Annotated in this window: 10 protein-coding genes and 6 pseudogenes; 7 read left to right on the top strand and 9 right to left on the bottom strand. The window is 70.0% G+C overall.

The window, feature by feature from the left end; genetic code table 11:
- Window positions 1-146 precede the first annotated feature (146 nt).
- Window positions 147-1,378, top strand: a pseudogene (frc, locus tag V8690_RS11805) (formyl-CoA transferase).
- A 502-nt stretch (window positions 1,379-1,880) separates the two neighbouring features.
- Window positions 1,881-2,511 (top strand): annotated as a pseudogene (locus V8690_RS11800) (hypothetical protein).
- Window positions 2,512-2,518: 7 nt separating this feature from the next.
- Here the strand turns inward: V8690_RS11800 and pntB are convergent.
- Together pntB and V8690_RS11790 are read right to left on the bottom strand one after the other, a co-directional pair.
- Window positions 2,519-3,982, bottom strand: coding sequence for a Re/Si-specific NAD(P)(+) transhydrogenase subunit beta (pntB, locus tag V8690_RS11795; RefSeq protein WP_338778109.1), 1,464 nt, complete (start codon window positions 3,980-3,982; stop codon window positions 2,519-2,521).
- 6 nt (window positions 3,983-3,988) lie between these two features.
- Window positions 3,989-5,550, bottom strand: a pseudogene (locus tag V8690_RS11790) (Re/Si-specific NAD(P)(+) transhydrogenase subunit alpha).
- Window positions 5,551-5,970: 420 nt separating this feature from the next.
- Between V8690_RS11790 and V8690_RS11785 the strand changes: the two are divergent.
- Complete coding sequence (locus tag V8690_RS11785) at window positions 5,971-6,594, top strand: carbonic anhydrase (protein ID WP_338778108.1); 624 nt, start codon at window positions 5,971-5,973, stop codon at window positions 6,592-6,594.
- Between the two features lie 83 nt (window positions 6,595-6,677).
- On the opposite strand, the gene V8690_RS11780 is transcribed toward V8690_RS11785, so the two are convergent.
- From V8690_RS11780 to V8690_RS11755, 6 genes and pseudogenes are all read right to left on the bottom strand, one after another.
- Window positions 6,678-6,914 (bottom strand): formate dehydrogenase subunit delta, encoded by a 237-nt coding sequence (locus tag V8690_RS11780; RefSeq protein WP_338778107.1) that lies wholly within the window; start codon window positions 6,912-6,914, stop codon window positions 6,678-6,680.
- A 1-nt stretch (window position 6,915) separates the two neighbouring features.
- Window positions 6,916-9,732: a formate dehydrogenase subunit alpha gene (fdhF, locus tag V8690_RS11775; RefSeq protein ID WP_338778106.1), complete on the bottom strand. Its 2,817-nt coding sequence runs from the start codon at window positions 9,730-9,732 to the stop codon at window positions 6,916-6,918.
- A gap of 19 nt (window positions 9,733-9,751) precedes the next feature.
- A pseudogene (locus V8690_RS11770) lies at window positions 9,752-11,314 on the bottom strand (NADH-quinone oxidoreductase subunit NuoF); the annotation flags it as partial.
- Window positions 11,311-11,586, bottom strand: coding sequence for an NAD(P)H-dependent oxidoreductase subunit E (locus tag V8690_RS11765; protein ID WP_338778104.1), 276 nt, complete (start codon window positions 11,584-11,586; stop codon window positions 11,311-11,313). The gene V8690_RS11765 and the pseudogene V8690_RS11770, both read right to left, overlap by 4 nt.
- 40 nt (window positions 11,587-11,626) lie before the next feature.
- Window positions 11,627-11,791: pseudogene (locus tag V8690_RS11760) on the bottom strand (NADH-quinone oxidoreductase subunit E); the annotation flags it as partial.
- 211 nt (window positions 11,792-12,002) lie between these two features.
- The gene (locus V8690_RS11755) at window positions 12,003-12,761 is read right to left on the bottom strand and encodes an acyl-CoA dehydrogenase family protein (RefSeq protein WP_338778103.1); all 759 of its coding nucleotides are present in this window, start codon (window positions 12,759-12,761) and stop codon (window positions 12,003-12,005) included.
- Window positions 12,762-13,291: 530 nt separating this feature from the next.
- Between V8690_RS11755 and V8690_RS11750 the strand changes: the two genes are divergently transcribed.
- Window positions 13,292-14,680 (top strand): OFA family MFS transporter, encoded by a 1,389-nt coding sequence (locus V8690_RS11750; protein WP_338778101.1) that lies wholly within the window; start codon window positions 13,292-13,294, stop codon window positions 14,678-14,680.
- Window positions 14,681-15,347: 667 nt separating this feature from the next.
- Here V8690_RS11750 and V8690_RS11745 read toward each other — a convergent pair.
- Window positions 15,348-16,025, bottom strand: a complete 678-nt coding sequence (locus V8690_RS11745; RefSeq protein WP_338778100.1) for a GntR family transcriptional regulator — start codon at window positions 16,023-16,025, stop codon at window positions 15,348-15,350.
- An 883-nt stretch (window positions 16,026-16,908) separates the two neighbouring features.
- Here V8690_RS11745 and V8690_RS11740 point away from each other — a divergent pair.
- The 3 genes and pseudogenes from V8690_RS11740 to V8690_RS11730 all read left to right on the top strand — a co-directional run bounded on the left by V8690_RS11740 (window position 16,909) and on the right by V8690_RS11730 (window position 20,804).
- A pseudogene (locus V8690_RS11740) lies at window positions 16,909-18,299 on the top strand (OFA family MFS transporter).
- Window positions 18,300-18,549: 250 nt separating this feature from the next.
- Window positions 18,550-19,623 (top strand): lytic transglycosylase domain-containing protein, encoded by a 1,074-nt coding sequence (locus tag V8690_RS11735; RefSeq protein WP_338778098.1) that lies wholly within the window; start codon window positions 18,550-18,552, stop codon window positions 19,621-19,623.
- A 56-nt stretch (window positions 19,624-19,679) separates the two neighbouring features.
- Window positions 19,680-20,804 carry a sigma-70 family RNA polymerase sigma factor gene (locus V8690_RS11730; protein WP_338778095.1) on the top strand — a complete coding sequence of 375 codons (1,125 nt, stop codon included), beginning with the start codon at window positions 19,680-19,682 and terminating at the stop codon, window positions 20,802-20,804.
- Window positions 20,805-20,842 lie beyond the last annotated feature (38 nt).

Here is a 20,842-nt window from a genome sequence, read left to right as displayed (position 1 = left end):
AGGCCCGCGACACCCGCGGACCTCCGCACGGCGCTTGAGCACGTCCCGAGGAGCGTCGCTCTCAGCGGCCACACACTGGCACGTACGCGCCCGGAACGACGACCCAGACCACATACGACCAGGCGCTGTCGAGGCGCTCAGGAGGAATGATGAGCAGGGCACTCGAGGGAATCCGTGTCGTCGACATGACGCACGTCCAGTCAGGACCCTCGTCCACGCAGATCCTGGCCTGGCTCGGCGCGGACGTCATCAAGGTGGAGGCCCCCGGCCGGGGGACATCACCCGCGGACAGCTGCGTGACCTGCCCGACGTGGACAGCCTGTACTTCACGATGCTGAACTGCAACAAGCGCAGCATCACCGTCAACATGAAGACGGACCAGGGCAAGCAGGTGTTCACGCGGCTGGTCCGGGACGCGGACATCCTGGTGGAGAACTTCGGCCCGGGCGTGATGGAGCGTTTCGGATTCGCCTGGGAGCGGCTGCAGGAACTGAACGAGCGGCTGATCTACGCCTCCATCAAGGGTTTCGGCCCCGGCCGGTACGCGGACTTCAAGGCCTACGAGGTCGTGGCGCAGGCCATGGGCGGCGCCATGAGCACCACCGGCTTCGAGAACGGACCGCCCACCGCCACCGGCGCCCAGATCGGCGACTCCGGCACCGGCATCCACCTGGTGGGCGGCGTCCTGGCCGCCCTCTACCAGCGCACGCACACCGGGCGCGGCCAGCGCGTCATGGTGGCCATGCAGGACGCCGTTCTCAACCTCTGCCGTGTCAAGCTCCGTGACCAGCAGCGGCTGGCGCAGGGTCCCCTGAACGAGTACCCCAACGAGGTCTTCGGCGACGAGGTGCCGCGCTCGGGCAACGCCTCCGGCGGCGGCCAGCCCGGCTGGGCCGTGAAGTGCGCCCCGGGCGGGCCCAACGACTACGTCTACGTCATCGTCCAGCCCGTCGGCTGGAAGCCGATCACCGAGCTGATCGGCCGCCCGGAGCTCGCCGAGGACCCCGAGTGGGCGACCCCCGAGGCGCGCCTGGACAAACTGGACAAGGTCTTCGGGCTGATCGAGACGTGGACGTCCGGGCTCACGAAGTGGGAGGTCATGGAGCGGCTCAACGCTCATGACATCCCGTGCGGCCCGATCCTTTCGACGAAGGAACTCATCGAGGACGAGACGCTCGCGGAGCTGGGCACCGTGGTCGAGGTGGATCACCCCGAGCGCGGCTCCTTCAAGACCGTCGGCTGCCCGCTGCGGCTGTCCGATTCCCCGGTGGAGGTGAAGCGCCCGCCGCTGCTCGGCGAGCACACCGCGGAGGTGCTCGGCTCACTCGGCTACGCCCCCGAGGAGATCGCAGAGCTTCGGGGTGCCGGCGCGGTCTGAACGACACGAGGAGGGCCGACGTCACCGCTTGGAAGCGGTGACGTCGGCCACGGTGGCCGGACATCCGGCCGAGAAGGGCCGTCGGTCGCGGAGGTCGCGCTCGTGGGCATGTCCGCCTGGCGGCCCGCGCGGTGGGCGGCGTCCCATCGTTTCACCACGTGGGACCAGCCGGCGCGGCACCGGCAGACCCCCTCGGTGTCGCTGTTCGGGATCAATGGCGTCGGCCGGGCGGTTGCCGGCTGACTCTCCGACTACCTGGGCGTCACCGCGGTGCGGAGCACGGGTAGCGCCGTTTCAGCGGTGGCCGGCTCCCGGAGAGCCACATCCCAGGTGTCGTCGAGCAGGCCGCGCACGAAGCCCGCCTGCGCGCGCTCTTGACAACGGATCAGGTACTCGGCGGGTACCGCACCGGATCAGCCGTGACAGGGCGGCCGCTGTGCCCTGAACCCCGTGGGTCGCCCGGTTGCTGCGCCGGGCGGCACCGGACGGCCGGAACGATCACGTGGCTGAACGCGTGCGGGTCCGGGAGATTGATGACGACGAGGGCAGGCGGTTGCTGCGGATCATCCGCAGAGGCACCGGTTCCGTGGTGACCTGGCGGCGGGCCCAGATGGTGCTGTCACGCGATCGCCGACGGCGAGGTCATACCCGAGAAAGGCGAGTCGGAAGTCGTCCTCTGCATGGCCGAGTTCGGGCCGCTGAACCTCCAGCCCCACCCCGGGCGGCAGTGGGCCGAGAGCGGCGGACGGCACAAGGACCCTGACCGCGAGCCCAGGCCCCGCCGACGGGCGACCTGCACCCGCCCACTCGGAGTCGGACACCGCCTCGCCGCCTACGACCTGGGCAAGGAGAAGCTCTACTCGACAACTTCTCCCCGCACCTGACCACGAAGAACGACACCCGAGTCGGCGACTGGGCCGCAGCCGGCAGCGTCGAGTTCGCCTACACGCCGACCAACAGCTCCTGGCTGAACCATCGAAACCCAGTTCACCGCTTTGCGCACTGGGTGGCACCGACCACGCAAGCCACAAGGAACAGGGCAGCATGTTCCGCCGCTACATCATTCACGGCGGAACGAGCACGCCGCCGCCGAACGCCTACGCGAGATCGATGACAGGGCGAACGCTGCTTGATGCGGCACTAACCCGCCGCCGTCACCTGACGTGTGGCCGGAGCCGCCTCGCGTCGGCCGTCGGTGCTGAGCGCCTGCAGGATCTCCTCCACGCTCTGCTTGGCGTCGCCGAAGAGCATGCTGCTGTTCTCGCGGAAGAAGAGCGGGTTCTGCACGCCCGCGTAGCCGGAGGCCATGGACCGCTTGAAGACGATGATGTGCTCCGCCTCCCAGACCCGCAGCACCGGCATGCCGGCGATGGGGCTGCTCGGGTCGTCGGTCGCGGCCGGGTTGACGGTGTCGTTCGCGCCGATGACCAGTACGACCGAGGTGTCGGCGAAGTCGTCGTTGATCTCGTCCATCTCCAGGACGACGTCGTACGGCACCTTCGCCTCGGCCAGCAGCACGTTCATGTGCCCGGGCAGGCGCCCGGCGACGGGGTGGACGCCGAAGCGGACTTCGACGCCACGCTCGCGCAGCTGTCGCGTCAGCTCCGCGACCGGGTGCTGGGCCTGGGCGACGGCCATGCCGTAGCCGGGGGTGATGATCACCGAGCGGGCCTGGGCGAGCATCTCGGCCGCCTCCGCGGCGCCCACCTCGCGGTGCTCCCCCTGCTCCTCGTCGCGGCCGGCCGGCGCCTCGATGCCGAAACCGCCCGCGATGACGGAGATGAACGAGCGGTTCATCGCCTTGCACATGATGTAGGACAGATAGGCACCGGAGGAGCCGACCAGCGCGCCCGTGACGATGAGCAGGTCGTTGTCGAGCAGGAAGCCGGCCGCGGCCGCCGCCCAGCCCGAGTAGCTGTTCAGCATGGAGACGACGACGGGCATGTCCCCGCCGCCGATCGAGGCCACCAGGTGCCAGCCCAGGGCCAGCGCCAGCACGGTCACCGCGACCATCAGCGGCAGGTTCGGGCGGATGGTGAACCAGACCGTCAGCGCGACGAAGGCGCCGAGCGCACCGACGTTCAGCGCGTTCTTGCCCGGCAGCATCAGCGGACGGGACTTGATCCGCGCCGAGAGCTTGAGGTACGCGACGATCGACCCGGTGAAGGTGACCGCGCCGATGAAGATGCCGATGAACACCTCGGCGTGGTGGATGGCCAGCAGACCGGCCCCGATCCGGTCCTGCGCATCGCCGTGCGACTCCACCTCCAGGTAGCTGTTCCAGCCCACCAGCACTGCGGCGAGGCCGACGAAGCTGTGCAGCACCGCGATCAGTTCGGGCATCTGCGTCATCTCGACCCGGCGAGCCCGCCACAGGCCGATCACCGCGCCGAGCGCCATGGCCAGCATGATCAGGGACACCGCGCCGATGCTGATGCCCTGCGCCGCCACCACGATCGTGGCGACCAGCGCGAGGCCCATGCCGGCGATTCCGTAGACGACGCCGGCGCGGGAGGTGCGGTGCTGGGACAGGCCGGCCAGGCTGAGGATGAACAACAGGGCGGCGACCAGGTCGGCCGCGTGGGAGGCCGTCGTGAAGGTCATGTCGGCTCAGCCTTTCGAGAACATGGACAGCATGCGGCGGGTGACGGCGAAGCCGCCGAAGATGTTGACGCTCGTCAGCAGGAGCGCCACGAAGGACAGCGCGGTGACGAGCCTGCTTCGTGCCCGATCTGCAGCAGGGCGCCGATCACGACGATCCCGGAGATCGCGTTGGTCACCGACATCAGCGGTGTGTGCAGCGCGTGGTGCACCTTGCCGATGACGTAGTAGCCGATCACCACCGCCAGCGCGAACACGGTGAAGTTCGCGGCGAGCTGCGCGGGGGCGAAGGCCACCAGCAGGAGCATCGCGAGCATGCCGACCCCGATCAGGCCGTAGCGTCCCGCAGGCGGCAGTTTCGGTTGCCTGGGTTCGGGCTTGGCGGGCGCCGTCGTGGCCTGCACCGCGGGGGCGGCCGAGACCGCGACGGGCGGCGGCGGCCAGGTGACGGCGCCGTCCCGCACCACGGTCACGGCCCGCTGCACGACGTCGTCGAAGTCGATGGTCAGCTGCCCGTCCTTGCCGGGCGTGAGCAGCTTCAGCAGGTTCACCATGTTGGTGCCGAACAGCTGGGAGGCCTGTGCGGGCAGCCGGGAGGCCAGGTCGGTGTAGCCGATGATGGTCACGCCGTTGTCGGTCACCACCGCCCGGCCCGCGACCGTGCCCTCGACATTGCCGCCCTGGACGGCGGCCATGTCCACGATGACGCTGCCCGGCTTCATGACCGCCACGTCCTCGGCCGTCAGCAGGCGCGGCGCGGGCCGGCCCGGGATCAGCGCGGTGGTGATCACGACGTCCACGTCCTTGGCCTGCTCGTGGTAGAGCTCGGCGGCAGCGCGGTCGTAGTCGGCGGAGGTCGCCTTGGCGTACCCGTCGGTGCTCGCCTGCTGATCCTGAGCGACGTTCACCGGGAGGTACTCGCCGCCCAGCGACTTCACCTGGTCCGCGACCTCCGGGCGCGGGTCGGTGGCGCGCACGATCGCGCCGAGGCTGGAAGCGGCGCCGATCGCCGCCAGTCCGGCCACACCCGCGCCGGCCACCAGGACCTTCGCCGGCGGCACTTTGCCGGCCGCGGTGACCTGGCCGGTGAAGAACCGTCCGAAGACGTGCGCGGCCTCGATGACCGCGCGGTAGCCGGCGATGTTCGCCATCGAGGACAGCACGTCCATCGACTGTGCGCGCGAGATGCGCGGTACGGCGTCCAGAGCGAGAGCGGTCACGCCGGCGTCGGCGAGCGCCTGGAGCAGTTCGGGCTTCTGCGCCGGTGCCAGCAGGGCGACCACGGTCGCGCCCTCACGCAGCCTGGCGATCTCCGTGCCGGAGGGGGCGTTCACCTTCAGGACGACATCCGCGTCCCAGGCCTCGCCGACTTCCGCGCCGGCATCGACGTAAGCCTGGTCGGCGAAGCCGGACGCCTCACCGGCCTCCGGGTCGACCACGACCTCGTAGCCGAGCCCCAGCAGCAGACGCACCGTCGCGGGGGTTGCCGCGACGCGCGTCTCCCCGGGGACGGACTCGGCGACCACGCCTATGCGCTGGGGAGGATGGTGTGCGGGTTCTTCAGCAGACATGTCCTGTATCTCTCGTCAGAGGAGGGTTAGAGGCAGGATCTGTGTTCGGGCCTCCCCGCGAGGCGGGTGCGGGCCGACGCAGGCGGACCGTGATGTGCTTCACCTTGCGGTACCGGCCGTGTGCGACCGGACAGCGCGGGACCGGACCAATGGGCCTCGAGCAGTGGTTTTTGAAGGGCAGTGCTTTCCTGGCTGTGTGGGGCTTCCGCCGTCAACGCGTCACCACGGAAACCTCTCGATCGAACGAGGATAGAGGATCGGATACTGTATGCAACAGTAGGGCGGTCCGAATCCGCCTGATGGGAACGCCGGCAAGGGTCGGCTCGGCGAGTCCCCGCGTATGTCGCGGAGTCCCCGCGTGTGCACTCGGAACCGCTCCGACCTATTGCATACAGTATGGAATCTAGTCATCCTGATTTCATGCAGAACACTCAGACACCCACCGCGGCACAGGCCCTCGACATCCTCCTGACGGGCAATCAGCGCTTCGTCGACGGAGACCCTGAGCATCCGAACCAGGACGCCGCGCACCGCGCCACTCTGGTACCCGGTCAGCATCCCTTCGCCGTGGTCCTGGGATGCTCCGACTCGCGACTGGCCGCAGAGATCCTCTTCGATCGTGGGCTCGGCGACCTGTTCGTGGTGCGCACCGCCGGCCACGTGCTGGGCCCGGAGGTGCTCGGCAGTATCGAGTACGGCGTGGCCCAACTCGGCTGTCCCCTCGTCGTGGTGCTCGGACACGAAGCCTGCGGAGCGGTCCGCGCCGCGTGCGCCACCGTGGCGGAGGGGCTGACTCCCGCCGGGTATGTGCGCGACGTCGTCGAGCGTGTCGCACCCAGCGTGCTGGCCGCGCGGGCGGTGGGGCTGAGCGAGGAGGCCGACGTCGTGAACGAGCACATACGGCACACTGTGGACCTGCTGCTGAACCGCTCACCCGAGGTCGTCGGCGGGCGGGCCGCGGTCGTCGGCCTCTCCTACCACCTCGGCAGCGGGCAGGTACGGCTCGTCACCAGCCGGGGCCTGGACGACGTCGCCGCCGCCTGAGCCCCTTCGGGCTCCGTACACACCGCAGCGCCTCATCTCCCCTCCAGCAGAGCGGAGATGAGGCGCTGCCGGTGTCGGGCGGGTCAGCCGGCCGAGGCCTCCTGCGGCTGACGCAGCAGCTGAGCCGCGGCGAGGACCACGGGATCCAGGCCGTCCGCCCCGTCATCCACCAGCTCCTGCAGCCGCCCGCGCATCCGCGGGTCCCAGAACCGGCGGATGTGGGCGGCGATCGCCTCGGCGGCGGTGTCGGCGGGGACGTGGCGGAAGTTGGCGGCGATCTGGTTCGCCATGCGCTGCTCGGACGGCACGGTGGCGGTCATCTCAGTCCACCTCCGCGAGCCGGCCGGTCTCGACGGACTCGGTGGCGTGCCGCCCGAGCGGGTGGGCGAGGCCGACCTGCACGGCGGTCACCTTGTACTCCGGACAGTTGGTCGCCCAGTCCGAGTTCTCGGTGGTGACGACGTTGGCGCCGGTCACCGGGTGATGGAACGTCGTGTAGACGACGCCCGGCGGCATCCGGTCGGACACCCGCGCGCGCAGCGTCGTACTGCCGACCCGGCTGGCCAGCGTCACCATGTCGCCGTCGGTGATGCCGCGGTTCTCGGCATCCAGCGGGTGGAGCTCCAGGATGTCCTCGGGATGCCACGCCACGTTGTCCGTACGGCGCGTCTGCGCCCCGACGTTGTACTGGCTGAGGATCCGGCCCGTGGTGAGCACCAGCGGGAAGCGCGAGGTGGTGCGCTCGTCCGTCGGCACGTACGACGTGACCACGAACCTGCCCTTGCCGCGGACGAACCCGTCGACGTGCATCGTCGGCGTGCCTTCTGGCGCCTGCTCGTTGCACGGCCACTGGACGCTGCCGAGCTTGTCCAGCAGGTCGAAGGAGACACCGGTGAAGGTCGGTGTGACCTGGGCGATCTCGTCCATGATCTGGCTCGGGTGGTCGTAGGACATGGGGTAGCCCATGGCGGTGGCGATCTCGCAGACGATCTGCCACTCGTGCTTGCCCGTCTTCGGCTTCATCACCGCACGCACCCGGTTGATCCGGCGCTCGGCGTTGGTGAAGGTGCCGTCCTTCTCCAGGAACGACGCGCCGGGCAGGAAGACGTGCGCGAACTTGGCCGTCTCGTTCAGGAACAGATCCTGCACCACGACCAGGTCCATCGCCTCGAGCGCGGCGGTGACGTGCCGCAGGTTCGGATCGGACTGGGCGATGTCCTCGCCGTGCACGAACAGGCCCCGGAACGAACCGTCGATCGCCGAGTCGAACATGTTGGGGATCCGCAGCCCCGGCTCGGGCAGCAGCGAACGGCCCCACAGCTCCTCGAACACGGTGCGCACGGCGTCGTCGGAGACATGGCGGTAGCCGGTGAACTCGTGCGGGAAGGAGCCCATGTCGCAGGAGCCCTGCACGTTGTTCTGGCCGCGCAGCGGGTTGACCCCGACACCCTCGCGGCCGATGTTGCCGCACGCCATCGCGAGGTTCGCCATCCCCATGACCATCGTGGAGCCCTGGCTGTGCTCGGTCACGCCGAGGCCGTAGTAAATGGCCCCGTTGGGCGCCTGCGCGTACAGCCGGGCTGCGGCGCGCAGTTCCCCGGCCGGCACCCCGGTGATGGGTTCGGTGGCCTCCGGGCTGTTCTCCGGCAGGGCCACGAACTCGGCCCACTCGTCGAATGCTTCGCACCGCTCGGCGACGAAGGACCGGTCGACCAGGCCTTCGGTGACCACCACGTGCGCCATGGAGTTGATGACGGCGACGTTCGTGCTCGGCCTGAGCTGCAGGTGGTGTGCGGCCTCGATGTGCGGCGAGCGCACCAGGTCGATACGGCGCGGGTCGACCACGATCAGCTTCGCGCCCTCGCGCAGCCGGCGCTTCATCCGCGAGCCGAACACCGGGTGCCCGTCGGTGGGGTTGGCGCCGATCACCATGATGACGTCGGCCTTGGCCACCGAGCGGAAGTCCTGCGTGCCGGCCGACTCGCCGAAGGTCTGCTTCAGCCCGTACCCGGTGGGGGAGTGGCAGACGCGGGCACAGGTGTCGACGTTGTTGTTGCCGAAGGCCGCGCGCACCATCTTCTGGACGACGTAGACCTCTTCGTTGGTGCACCGCGAGGAGCTGATGGCGCCGATCGAACTCGGGCCGTACGTCTCCTGGATGGCGAGCATCTTCCGGGCGACCGTCCGGATGGCCTCCTCCCACTCGACCTCGCGCCACGGGTCCGTGATCTTCTCGCGGACCATGGGCTTCATGACCCGGTCGGGGTGGGTCGCGTATCCGAAGGCGAAACGGCCCTTGACGCAGGAGTGCCCCTCGTTGGCCCCGCCGTCCTTGTACGGCACCATCCGGACCAGTTCGTCGCCGCGCAGCTCGGCCTTGAACGAGCAGCCGACCCCGCAGTACGCACAGGTCGTGATCACCGAGCGGGACGGCATGCCGAGCTGGACGACCGACCGCTCCTGCAGCGTCGCCGTCGGGCAGGCCTGCACGCAGGCGCCGCACGAGACGCACTCGGAGTCCATGAACGACCCACCCGCGCCGGGGGAGACCTTGGAGTCAAAGCCGCGGCCCTCGATGGTCAGCGCGAAGGTGCCCTGCACCTCGCCGCAGGCGCGGACGCAGCGGGAGCAGACGATGCACTTGGCGGGGTCGAAGTCGAAGTAGGGGTTGCTCAGGTCCGGCGCGGCGTCGAGGTGGTTCTCGCCCTCGTAGCCGTACCGCACCTGGCGCAGTCCGACGACGCCTGCCATGTCCTGCAGTTCGCAGTCGCCGTTGGCCGAGCAGGTCAGGCAGTCCAGCGGATGGTCGGAGATGTACAGCTCCATGACCCCCTGGCGGAGCTTCTCCACCTTGGGCGTCTGCGTCCGCACCACCATGCCGTCGGCGCACGGGGTGGTGCAGGACGCCGGGGTGCCGCGGCGGCCGTCGACCTCCACCACGCACAGCCGGCAGGATCCGAACGGCTCCAGGCTGTCGGTGGCACAGAGCTTGGGTATGTCGATACCGGCGAGCGCCGCCGCGCGCATCACCGAGGTGCCCTCGGGCACCGTGACGGGCAGTCCGTCGACCTCGACCGAGACCTTCGCCTCGCCGGGCCGTTCCGGGGTTCCGAAGTCGGGCTCCTTGAGCAGTGTCATGCCGTGCCCTCCCCCTTGCGAGGAAGTCGTCGGAGAAGTGTGTGATGGCGCTGCGCACCGGCATCGGCGTCAATCCGCCCATGGCGCACAGCGAACCGTCGGTCATCAGCTCGCAGAGGTCCTCGAGCAGAGCGAGGTTGTCGTCGCGGTCCTCGCCGGCCACGATCCGGTCGATCACCTCGACCCCTCGTACCGAACCGACGCGGCAGGGCGTGCACTTGCCGCAGGACTCCGCGGCGCAGAACTCCATCGCGAAGCGGGCCTGTGCGGCCATGTCCACGGTGTCGTCGAAGACCACGACGCCGCCGTGGCCGAGCATCGCGCCGGCCGCGGCGAACGCCTCGTACTCCATGGGCAGATCGAACGTCGACGTCGGCAGGTAGGCGCCCAGGGGCCCGCCGACCTGCACGGTGCGCACCGGGCGCCCGGTGAGCGTGCCGCCGCCGTAGTCCTCGACGAGTTCGCGCAGGGTGACACCGAACGCCGTCTCCACGATGCCGCCGCGTGCGATGTTGCCGCCGAGCTGGAAGACCTGGGTGCCGCGCGAGCGTTCCACGCCGAGTTCCTGGTACGCCTTCGCGCCGTCCGCGAGGATTGCCGGGACGGTGGCGAGGGTGAGGACGTTGTTGACCACCGTCGGCTTGCCGAAGAGCCCCTCGATCGCGGGGATGGGCGGCTTGGCACGGACCATGCCGCGCTTGCCCTCCAGGCTCTCCAGCATGGAGGTCTCCTCACCGCAGATGTACGCGCCCGCGCCGACGCGGACGTGCAGGTCGAAGGTGAGGTCGGAGCCGAGGACGCGCTCCCCGAGCCAGCCCCGCTCGCGTGCGATCCCGATCGCCGCGCGCATCGTGGCCACCGCGTCGGGGTATTCGGAGCGGATGTAGAGGTAGCCCTCGCGCGCGCCGACCGCGTGGGCGGCGATCGTCATGCCCTCGATGAGCATGAACGGGTCGCCCTCCATGACCATGCGGTCCGCGAAGGTGCCGCTGTCGCCCTCGTCGGCGTTGCAGCAGACGAACTTCAGCTCGTCGGCGCAGTCGTGGACGGTCTTCCACTTGATGCCGGCCGGGAATCCCGCCCCGCCCCGGCCGCGCAGGCCGGAATCGGTGACCTCGGTGATCACGTCGGCGGGCGGAAGGCCGAGGGCCTTGCGCAGGCCGGCGAGGCCGCCGTGCCGCTCGTAGTCCTCGGGGGAGAGCGGGTCCGTGATCCCGACCCTGGCGAACGTGACCCGTGACTGGCGGGCCAGCCAGGGGAGTTCGTCCACGACACCGAGTCGCAGCGGGTGGTCCGCCCCGTCCAGGAGTCCGGCGTCCACCAGGCCCGCCACGTCCGAGGGCGCCACCGGCCCGTAGCCGATCCGTCCCTCGGGCGTGACCACCTCGACCAGTGGCTCCAGCCAGAGCATCCCGCGCGACCCGTTGCGCACCAGCTCTACCGGCCGGCCCTGAACGGCAGCCGCCGTCCGGATCGCGTTCGCGACAGCGTCCGCGCCGACGGACCGCGCCGCCGAGTCGCGGGGCACGTACACCGTCACCGGGGAGACGGGAGAGACCGGGGAGCTCGACACCTGAGTCATGAGGAGACCGCCTCGTCCAGTACCGAGCGCAGGCGCTCTGCGCTCATGCGTCCGAACACCTCGCCGTTCACCTCGACGGACGGCCCCAACGCGCAGTTGCCGAGGCAGAAGACCTGCTCCACGGTGACCGATCCGTCGGCGCGCGTCTCCCCGAGGGAGACTCCCGCCCGGTCGCGGGCACAGGTCACCAGGGCGTCCGCGCCGAGCGCCTGACAGGCCTCGGCACGGCAGATGCGCACGGTCGTACAGGCCGGGCTCGTGGCGGAAGTCATGGTAGAAGGACACCACCCCGTGCACGTCCGCCCGGGAGAGGTTGAGTTCGCGGGCAAGAAGCGGAATCGCCTCCTGGGGCACGCAGCCGAGTTCCGCCTGGATGGCGTGCAGTATCGGCAGCAGCGGACCGCGTTGCCCGCGGTGGGCGGCCACGATCGCATTGATGGCGGCCTCCGTCGTCACGTCTTTGACGCTCGTCGTCATGGTGCCTCCGCCTGACCGTCGCGCATGTGGGAATCCCTTGACTGATCGAAGATGGATTCGAAGGGGTGGTTGATCGACGGGCCTGGCCTGACCGGTCTGCTCGTCCGATATGAGCGCCCCTGTGGTTGGCTTCTACGTCAACGAATACTGTATGCAGTCGTCAACGTCTGCGTCCACCGTCGGGAACGTCCGGTGTCAGGCGGGTGTGGCGTCAGGTGAGTGCCTCGGCACCGACCCGCTCGGCGAGCGCCGGGCCCGTGGCCGGCAGCGTGGCCAGCCACTCGAGGACGGTGCCCAGCACGTCGTCGCGCCTGCCGCCCTTCCGTCCGAGTCTCGCGCTCGCCGGGACCAGTACCGGGTCGGCGCAGACGGTGGACGTGCAACTGCCGCGCGGGCCCGCGCCGTCGGGCCGGGCCGGCACGAACAGGCGTGGTGCGTCCGCCGGGACCAGCCAGAGGACCGGCCTGTCGCTTCCGTCGTCCGGCCGGGAGGACCAGACGTAGCTGTCGGCCTCTCCTGCCCCCACCACGTCGCGCTTCCGGGCGCGCAGCGCCACCACGTCACCGGTACGTGTCGCCGTCGAACCCGCCGGCGGAGCCACGCCGCTCGGTCCGCCGTCGTCGCCGCCGTCGTCGGTCAGGGCGAGGGTGCTGAGGTGATGCCCCTCGGCGATCCTCCGGCGCAGCCAAGGCGTGCCGTACGCCTCGACGCAGGCGACCGCGGCGTAGTGGGAGCGGAGAACAGCGCCGGTGGCCGGGCATGCGCGGGACACCTGGGTCACGACGTCAGCGGCCTCGACGAGTCCGAGGCCGCCGCCGCCGAGGTGGGGGGAGACGGTGAGTCCGAGCAGTCCTGCCTCTGCGAGGGCGGCCACCGAGGCGCGGGGAAACCTCCCGCTTGCGCCGGTCTGCTCGGCGCAGGGCTCGACGGTGCTGCTCAAGACGTAGGAGAGAGCGGAGCGGTACGACATGGAGCGGCTCCCTGAAGTCCGGGCGAGCGGGGAGCTGCTGGCTCCCCTGGCAGATTGCATACTGTATGCCATTCGTCGGATGTTGTCACGGGTGCGCGTGCCGCCCGGTGTTGACCCGACCCGGTGGAGTCTTATGCCGCCCCTTTAAACGTTCTTGTGCAAAGCATCAATTTCCACTCGGGGTCGCTTGGATCACGCCGGAGTTAAGGTCCCTACTCGGCGCATACAGTATTCACTTTTCTGTTGACCGCGCCGTCGCTTTCCTTGCGCGACGAACGAGTGAGGTGACCTGGTGACCACCGAGATCGCCGCGATCCCGCAGGCCCGTCATCCGCGGCTTTCTGCACGGCGACGCGGGCCGCCGCTGCCGCCGTCCAACGCTTGCGGCGCGGACCGGCATGACCACTTTGCATAACCGCCCGCATGACAGGTCCGGCTCGGGTGCCGCTGCCCGTCGGACCTCCCCGCACTGCCACGCGGAGTACCGGCCAGGGGGCGCTGGCAAGTCTCTTGAGCAAGGGGAAAATGACATGACAACCGCATCACCTGTACGACCCGCATATCGCGAGGTCACGGATGCCAACGGGCGCGTATACCGCGTCGGCGAGAGCGCCAGGGACCTTCTGGGCGGCCCGCGGCTGCTGATGGTTCTGCTCCCGTGGGTGGCCATGATGGCCATCAGCGTCTCGGAGTACGCCTTCGGTTCGGCCGAGGAGGTCCTGTCCTCGGCCCACCACTGGTCGACCACCGACACGTTCTGGGTCCTGGGCGTGTGGACGGTCTTCCAGGCGGCAGTTGCCTTCCCGACGGGACGACTTCGAGAACGCGGGATCCTCACGGCCCGCGGCGCCACGCTCACCGGAGCCGTTCTGGCCGGGCTGGGCTTCTTCGCCCTCAGCCACGCGCCGAACGTGGCGCTGGCGATCCTGGGCTTCGGTGTCCTCGGTGGCACGGGCGCAGGCATGGTCTACTCGACCTGCGTCAACATCGTCGGCAAGTGGTACCCGGAACGGCGCGGCGGCAAGACCGGCTTCGTCAACGGCGGGTTCGCCTACGGGGCCGTACCGATGATCTTCGTGTTCACCTACTCCTTCCACACCGGCAACTACCGCACGGTGCTCGACTGGGTGGGCGTCTATGTCCTGGTGTTCGTCGCGATCTGCGGCTGGTTCCTCAAGGACCCGCCCAAGAACTGGTGGCCCGAGGATGTCGACCCGCTGCAGCACAGCAAGCAGGCCAACGACAAGGCGCTGTCCAAGAACCCCCCGGCCGTGCGGCAGTACGAGCCGATGGAGGCGATCCGCACCGGGATGCTCCCGCTGATGTGGTTCTGCCTGGTGCTGGCCTCGGGGGTGTCCATCTTCGGTATCTCCTTCCAGGTTCCCTTCGCGAAGGAGATGGGGTTCGGTCCGCTGGTGGCCGCCTCGTCGATGGGCATCATGTCCATCATCAACGGCACCGGCCGCGGCGTGACCGGCTGGATCTCCGACCGGCTCGGACGGAAGCAGACCCTGCTCCTGGTGGTCGCGATCGAGGGGCTGTCGCAGTTCGGTGTCCTGTGGGCCGGTGACATCCGCAGCGAACCGCTGTTCCTCTTCTTCGCCTTCATCTCCGGGTTCGGCTCGGGCGCCTTCTTCCCGATGTTCGCCTCGCTGGTCCCGGACTACTTCGGCGAGAACAACAACGCCCAGAACTACGGGCTGGTGTACAGCTCCAAGCTGGTCGGCGGGCTCGCCGGCAGTGGTATGGGCGCGACGGTCGTCGCGGCGTGGGGCTACTCCGGGGCGTACGTCCTCGCCGGATGCCTCGGGCTGGCGTCGGCGGCACTCGCGCTGCTGCTGCGGCAGCCGGGCCGCCCCGCGGCGCGCCGCGTCCGGGCCGGTTCGCTGCAGGCGAGCAGCGGCACGGCCCCGGCCTAGCCGGCACCATCGCGCACGGCTGACGGCTGACGGTTGTCCGTCGCGGTCCGCTCCCGCTCATGCGCGGGCGGGGCCGCGGCGGGCGGTCGCGTCAGTTGCTGCGCCCGCTGCTCGTCCCCTGCCGTGATGGCGTCGATCAGTGCTTCGTACTCGCCCCAGGATTGCCAGAGCCCCTCGGGATACTGTACACACATTCCAGAGCATCTCCGAAACCCGGCCGACCTGGAAAGCGGCAGGCACGCGCAGTGAAGGCACGGCGCGAGGGAAGAGGTCCCCGGTTCGCCCTCCTCATCGGCGACCGGCGCAGCACCCCAAGAACGTGTTCACGGGCGGGCACGCGGTTTCAGCGCATGGATATCCTCCGTGGGCTGACAGGCGACTCGGCGCGTGACACGGGCGCGGGACCGGTCGGCGGGTGCGCCCCCTGGGCCGGCCGGTCCCAGCGTCGCAGTCCTGAACGCAGGTCTCTCGCAGGGCGGCCGCCACTCGGCGGTCGGCCCATCGAGCTGGTGCGCAACGACCTGGCGGCACGCCTGCCTGGAGCCGCTCATCGACATGCCGGCGCGGGCACGGGCCGGCCACCAGCTCTGGGCGCGCGTCGCGCCACGCCGTCCTGAAAACAGCTACCGCCGGCTCCGGTCATGGCTGTTGAAGCGGCCGAAAATTTTCAGTCCTTGCGCAACAAGGTGCGGTAGAGCCTGGTGGTGCGGTCGGCGTGCCGACGCATGATCTTGCTTGCTTTGTCCGCGTCGCCGTTGGCGATGGCCTCGACGAGCTGGGCGTGCTCGGTCCAAGCGTCCTTGCCGCGGGGCTTGGCGATGGGTGTGTAGTACCACCGGACCCGTCGGCTCACCAGGGAGATCAGCTGCATCAGTACGTTGTTGCCGGCGAGTGAGGCGATGTGGTCGTGCAGGGCCGTATTGGCCGCCACCAGCCGCTCGGCGTCATCGGCGGCGATTGCCTCCATGCCCTCCTTCTGCAGCTCCCGCAGCCGCTCGATGCCGGCGGGGTCGGCGTGCTGGGCGGCGAGTTGAGCCGAGTAGCTCTCCAGTACTGCGCGGACGCTGAGCAGCTCCTCGACCTCCTCCTGTGAGGGGCTGTGCACGAAGGCGCCCTGGGCGGGGCGCAGGTCCACCCACCCATCGGTGTGAAGTCGCTGCAACGCTTCGCGGACCGGCTGGCGGCTCACTCCCAGCTGCTCGGCGAGTTCGCCCTCGACCAGGTGCTGGCCGGGCTTGAGGGCACCGCTGATGATCAGCTCGACCAATGCGTCGTAAACGGCCTGACGCAGCGGGGCAGGGCGAGCGACGCGGCGGGAGGCCGCGGCGGTCAGGGACTCGCTCAAGGCGGCCCTCCGTATCGTGAGTCGAAGAAGCAAACGCTTGTGCAGGTGGCAAGCGTACTGGCTTTAGTATGCAATGTGCAAATTTCCCGTTGACCGCACGGGTGCGCGCAGGGTGCTGCGGGCGGTCGGCAGCTCGGAGGCGCGGCGGCGCCGAGGCGGCGAAGGGCGCCGCCGGGTGGGCGGAATTCGAAGCGGTGGTTGCCGGCTCACGCGGGCGGACGGTGAGGTCGATGCCGGGCTCGGGCGTTCCCGCTCGCGACAACGACTCGGCCGCCGAGGGAAACGCCTTCGACGGCGAAGCCGTGGGCCAGGGAAGCCCGGCCGCCGCACCGGCCGCCTCCCGCCGTCTCGGGCTGCATGGGCAGGCGTGGATGTCGGCCTCCGCTGTCGCAAGGGCACAGCGACGCCTCGCAGATACCTCTGCGCAAACTCTGGACAACAAGTCGCACCAGGCTCAAACTACTGCCCATCCCAGATCCATACTGTATGCAATGCCCTCTGATTAGCGAAGACTCAGTGCACTCAGAGGAATCTCACAGTCTCAGAGAGGCGTGTCACCGGGTGCAGATCCCCGGCTCGACGACCGGTCGCACAGCACGGTCCGCAACCCACGACCCACAAGCGACGGCGACCAGCAGGCCGGGCGAAAGGAGGAGGGCGTTGCCGACCAGGTCGGCGGCGGCGTTTTCGAAGCAAGTAGCGAGCTGACGGCAACGTCAGCGACGACATCTCCCTTCCGGTGAATCAGCTTCGGGTCGGCCCAGGGTGCCCTGTCCTCGGCATCCTCGGTGCATCATGGGCCAGCTCATGGTCGAACACCGAGTCCCGAAGCGATCCGGAAAGGAGGCGTCGGCTGAGCCTTTCGAGGTAAGGAAAGAATGAGATGACAACCTCTACGTCAGCGTCGACGTCGGTTCCATACCGCGAAGTGAGGGATCGCAATGGCCGCGTGTACCGGGTCGGCGAGACCGATGTCGACATCATGGGCCGGCCGCGCCGGTGGATGGTCATCCTGCCCTGGGTGAGCATGATGGGCATCAGCTCCGCCGAGTACGCGTTCACGTCGGCGGAGGAAACACTCCACCAGGCCCACGCATGGGACAGCGGACACATCTTCTGGCTGATGGGCGTCTGGGTGTTCTTCCAGGCGGCCGTGGCCTTCCCTGCCGGACAACTGCGCGAGAGCGGGCGGCTGCCCGCGCGCACGGCCATGCTGCTCGGCGCGCTCGGGACCCTGCTGGGCTATCTGTCGCTGGCGTACGCGCCGAGCGTGATGGTCGCCTACTTCGGCTTCGGCATGTGCAGTGGCATCGGTGCCGGATTGGTCTATGCCACCTCCGTGAACATGGTCGGCAAGTGGTATCCGGAGCGCAAGGGCGGCAAGACGGGCTTCGTCAACGGCGGTTTCGCCTACGGCTCGGTGCCCTTCGTATTCCTGTTCACCGGCTACATGGATCTGAGCAACTACAAGACGGTGCTGACCGCCGTGGGTCTCGGACTGTGCCTGGTGGTGGCCGGGCCGGCTGGTTCTTCAAGGACCCGCCGAAGAACTGGTGGCCCGCGCACGTCGACCCCCTCACGGCGACCGACGACCCGAAGATCCGGCGCGCGCTGGAGAAGAACCCGCCCGCGGTCAAGCAGTACACCCCGAAGGAAGCCGCCCGTACCCCCGTCCTGTGGATGATGTGGTTCTGTCTGCTGTGCACGGCAGGCATCAACATCTTCGGCATCGCCTTCCAGGTGCCGTTCGGCAAGGACATGGGCTTCGCGGGCGGCATCGTGGCCACCGCGATGTCCCTGAAGGCCATCGTCAACGGCACCGGGCGCGGCGTCATCGGCTGGATCTCGGACCGCTACGGCCGCCGCAACACGCTGATCATCGTCTGCCTCGTGCTGGGCTCCGCCCAGTTCGGCGTGCTGGTGTCCGGTCAGATGGGCAGCATGCCGTTCTTCCTGTTCTGCTCCATGGTGTCCGGCTTCGGCGGCGGGGCGATCTTCCCGCTGTTCGCGGCCATGACGGCGGACTACTTCGGTGAGAACAACAACGCCTCCAACTACGGCATGGTCTACAGCTCGAAGCTGATCTCGGGCCTCGTGGGGTCCGGCGTGGGCGCGGTCGTCGTGGGTGCCTGGGACTACCAGGGCGCGTTCGTCCTCGCAGGCTGCATCGGTCTGTCCTCCGCGGTGCTGGCGTGCTTCCTCAAGGCGCCAGGCAGGCCGAAGGCGAAGGGCATCCTGGCCAACCCACGCGTGCTCGGTGAGGAGCCGGCCTGACATGACAGCAGGGCCTCTTGGTGGTTCGGTGGCGCGATGCCGTTCGAGCACTGCCGGGAGGCCCTGCTGCCGCAGCGTCTCCCGCGGCCGTCCGCAAAGACCCAACCACCGTCACTGACGGCGCTGTGATGATGGTCGCGGACGCCTTCGAAGCCCCATTGCGGAGGCTGACCGTGCAAACCCCGCGACGGACCCGCCGCCCCGCCCCGTAGAGCAGACGACAGCAAGCTCACAGGGAGGGGAGCAGGACGTGGCAGGGCACAGGGGCAAGCGCGTCAGAGATACGGCGGTCGCGGTGGTGGCGATGGCGGCGCTCACCGCGTCACAGGCGCCGGGGGCGGTCCCGGCGCGGGCCTCCGCACCGGCGCCCCGCCCGGCGCCCGCCGAGGGCGGACCGAGCGTGTCCGGCGATGCGCCGTACCGCACCGCGCTCCCCCCGCTGCGGACCGGGAAGCGCGCGGGCGGCCAGACGGCGGGGGAGATGGGCGGCGCGTTGCCGGCGAGTGTGTTCGCCGCCTACCGGCGGGCCGAGGACCGGCTCGCGCGTGAGGCGCCCGGCTGCCGGCTGCGCTGGCAGTTGCTCGCGGCGATCGGGCAGGTGGAGTCGGGACAGGCGCGGGGCGGCAGGGTGACGTCGGACGGTACGACCGTGGCGCCGATCCTCGGGCCGCGGCTGGACGGCGTGGCCTTCGCGCTGATCCGCGACACCGACGGCGGCGCCCATGACCGGGACACGGCGTACGACCGCGCGGTCGGGCCGATGCAGTTCATCCCGTCGACCTGGGCCCGCTGGGGCGCGGACGGCAATGGCGACGGGCGGACGGATCCGAACAACGTCTTCGACGCGGCACTCGCCGCCGGACGGTACCTGTGTGCCGGCGGCCGGGACCTGTCCGTCCCCGCCGAGCTGGACCGGGCGATCCTCGGCTACAACCACTCGACGGCTTATCTGCGCACGGTCCGGGCCTGGTACGCGTACTTCCTGGAAGGGCACCGGGTGGTGCCGGACCGCTCCGCCGGGTCCTCCCCCGCGCGCCCCGAGCCCTCACGGTCGCCCTCGAAGCCGGAGAAAGCCGCACCCACCCCCTCCGACCGTCCGGCCGCCACCCCGTCCCGCCCCTCGTCGCCCCCCGCCACACCGGCTCCCACCCCGTCCCGTCCGGCCACCGAGCCGTCGGAGCCGGACGAGCCGCAACTACCCGTCCCGGACCCGGACATCGAGCTCCCCGGCGACGGCCTGCTGCCCGGCGGCGCCCCTCTGACCAGTAACAGCGCGGACTCGATGACCGCCTCCCCCTCCACAACCGCCGATACTCGGCGGTAATGTCGCCCCACCCGCCGGACAGCACGAGACCGGTGGGTGAGCGCGAAGGGGCCCTCATGGCGACGGACATGCCTGCGGACATGCCCGCAGAGACACCTGCGGAGAGGTGCGCCGCCGACGACCGTTGGCGGCGCATGTGGAGCCACCGCGAGCATTTGCTCAAGGTGGCCCGGCGCAGGTCGATGAGTGCGGAGGACGCCGAGGACGCGGTGCACGAGGCGATGCTGCGCGCCGCGGAGCGCCCCGACCTCGACGACGAGCGGCTGGCGGCCTGGCTGACGACGGTGACGATGCGGCTGTGCGTCGACCGCTACCGGCAGGTCAACCGCGAGGCCGAGGTCCGCACCAGCCCGACGCTCATCGCCCCTGGTCCGGTGCCCGTCGAGGAGGTGGTGTGCGACCGGGCCGAGGCGAAGTGGCTGGCCGTTCGCAGTGGTGAGCTGCCCGCGCGGCAGGCCGAGGCGCTGCGGCTGAAGTCGGAGGACCTCGACGTCGGGCAGGTCGCCGTCCGGATGGGGCTGAGCTACCGGACCGTCGAATCGCTGCTGGCCCGGGCACGGCGGACGCTGCGGCAGTCGCTGGCGGCCACCTTCGGGGTCGCGCTGTTCCTGATCGGGTGGGGACGGCCGCGCGGAGTCGGCAGGGCGCAGTCCGTGGCGGTCGCCTCGACGGCGGCGTCCCTGGCGGTGGCAGGGCTCGTGCTGCCGTACGCCCTCGACGGCGGCGGAGGCGGGGGCGGTCCGGAGCCTCGGCCCGCTGTCGTCTCGCCGGGCGCGGAGACGTTGCGGCCGGACGGCCGTGGCGGGGGAGGTGCGCCTCGCGGGTACGAGCCCACGGCGGCGGCAGCCGACCGCGGAGCGGCCGGCTCCCCGGCCGGTGGGGGTGAATCGTTCCTCCCGCTGTCCGTCCCGTCGCTGCCGGAGGTCCCGGATGTCCCGGGTGTTCCGGATGTCCCGGACGTTCCGGAGGTTCCGTTGGTGCCGCTGCCCGTGGTGTCCGCGCCCGAGGTCCCGCAGGTGCCCGACGTCCCGAAGCCCGCTGTCCCCGACCTGCCGGCGGAGCCCTCCGCCGTGCCGACGGACACGGCGGTCCCGGCGGTCCCGGCGGTCCCGGATGCTCCGGAGGGTCCCGCCACACCGTCCTCCTCGCTCCCCGAGCCCACGGGGCGCCCGCTTCCGTAGCGCCCGAAACCCGCCCGTAGCGCCCGGAACTCGCCCGT

This window comes from Streptomyces sp. DG1A-41, from assembly GCF_037055355.1.
Classification (GTDB): domain Bacteria; phylum Actinomycetota; class Actinomycetes; order Streptomycetales; family Streptomycetaceae; genus Streptomyces.
This window is presented reverse-complemented; position numbering and strand designations above follow the sequence as displayed.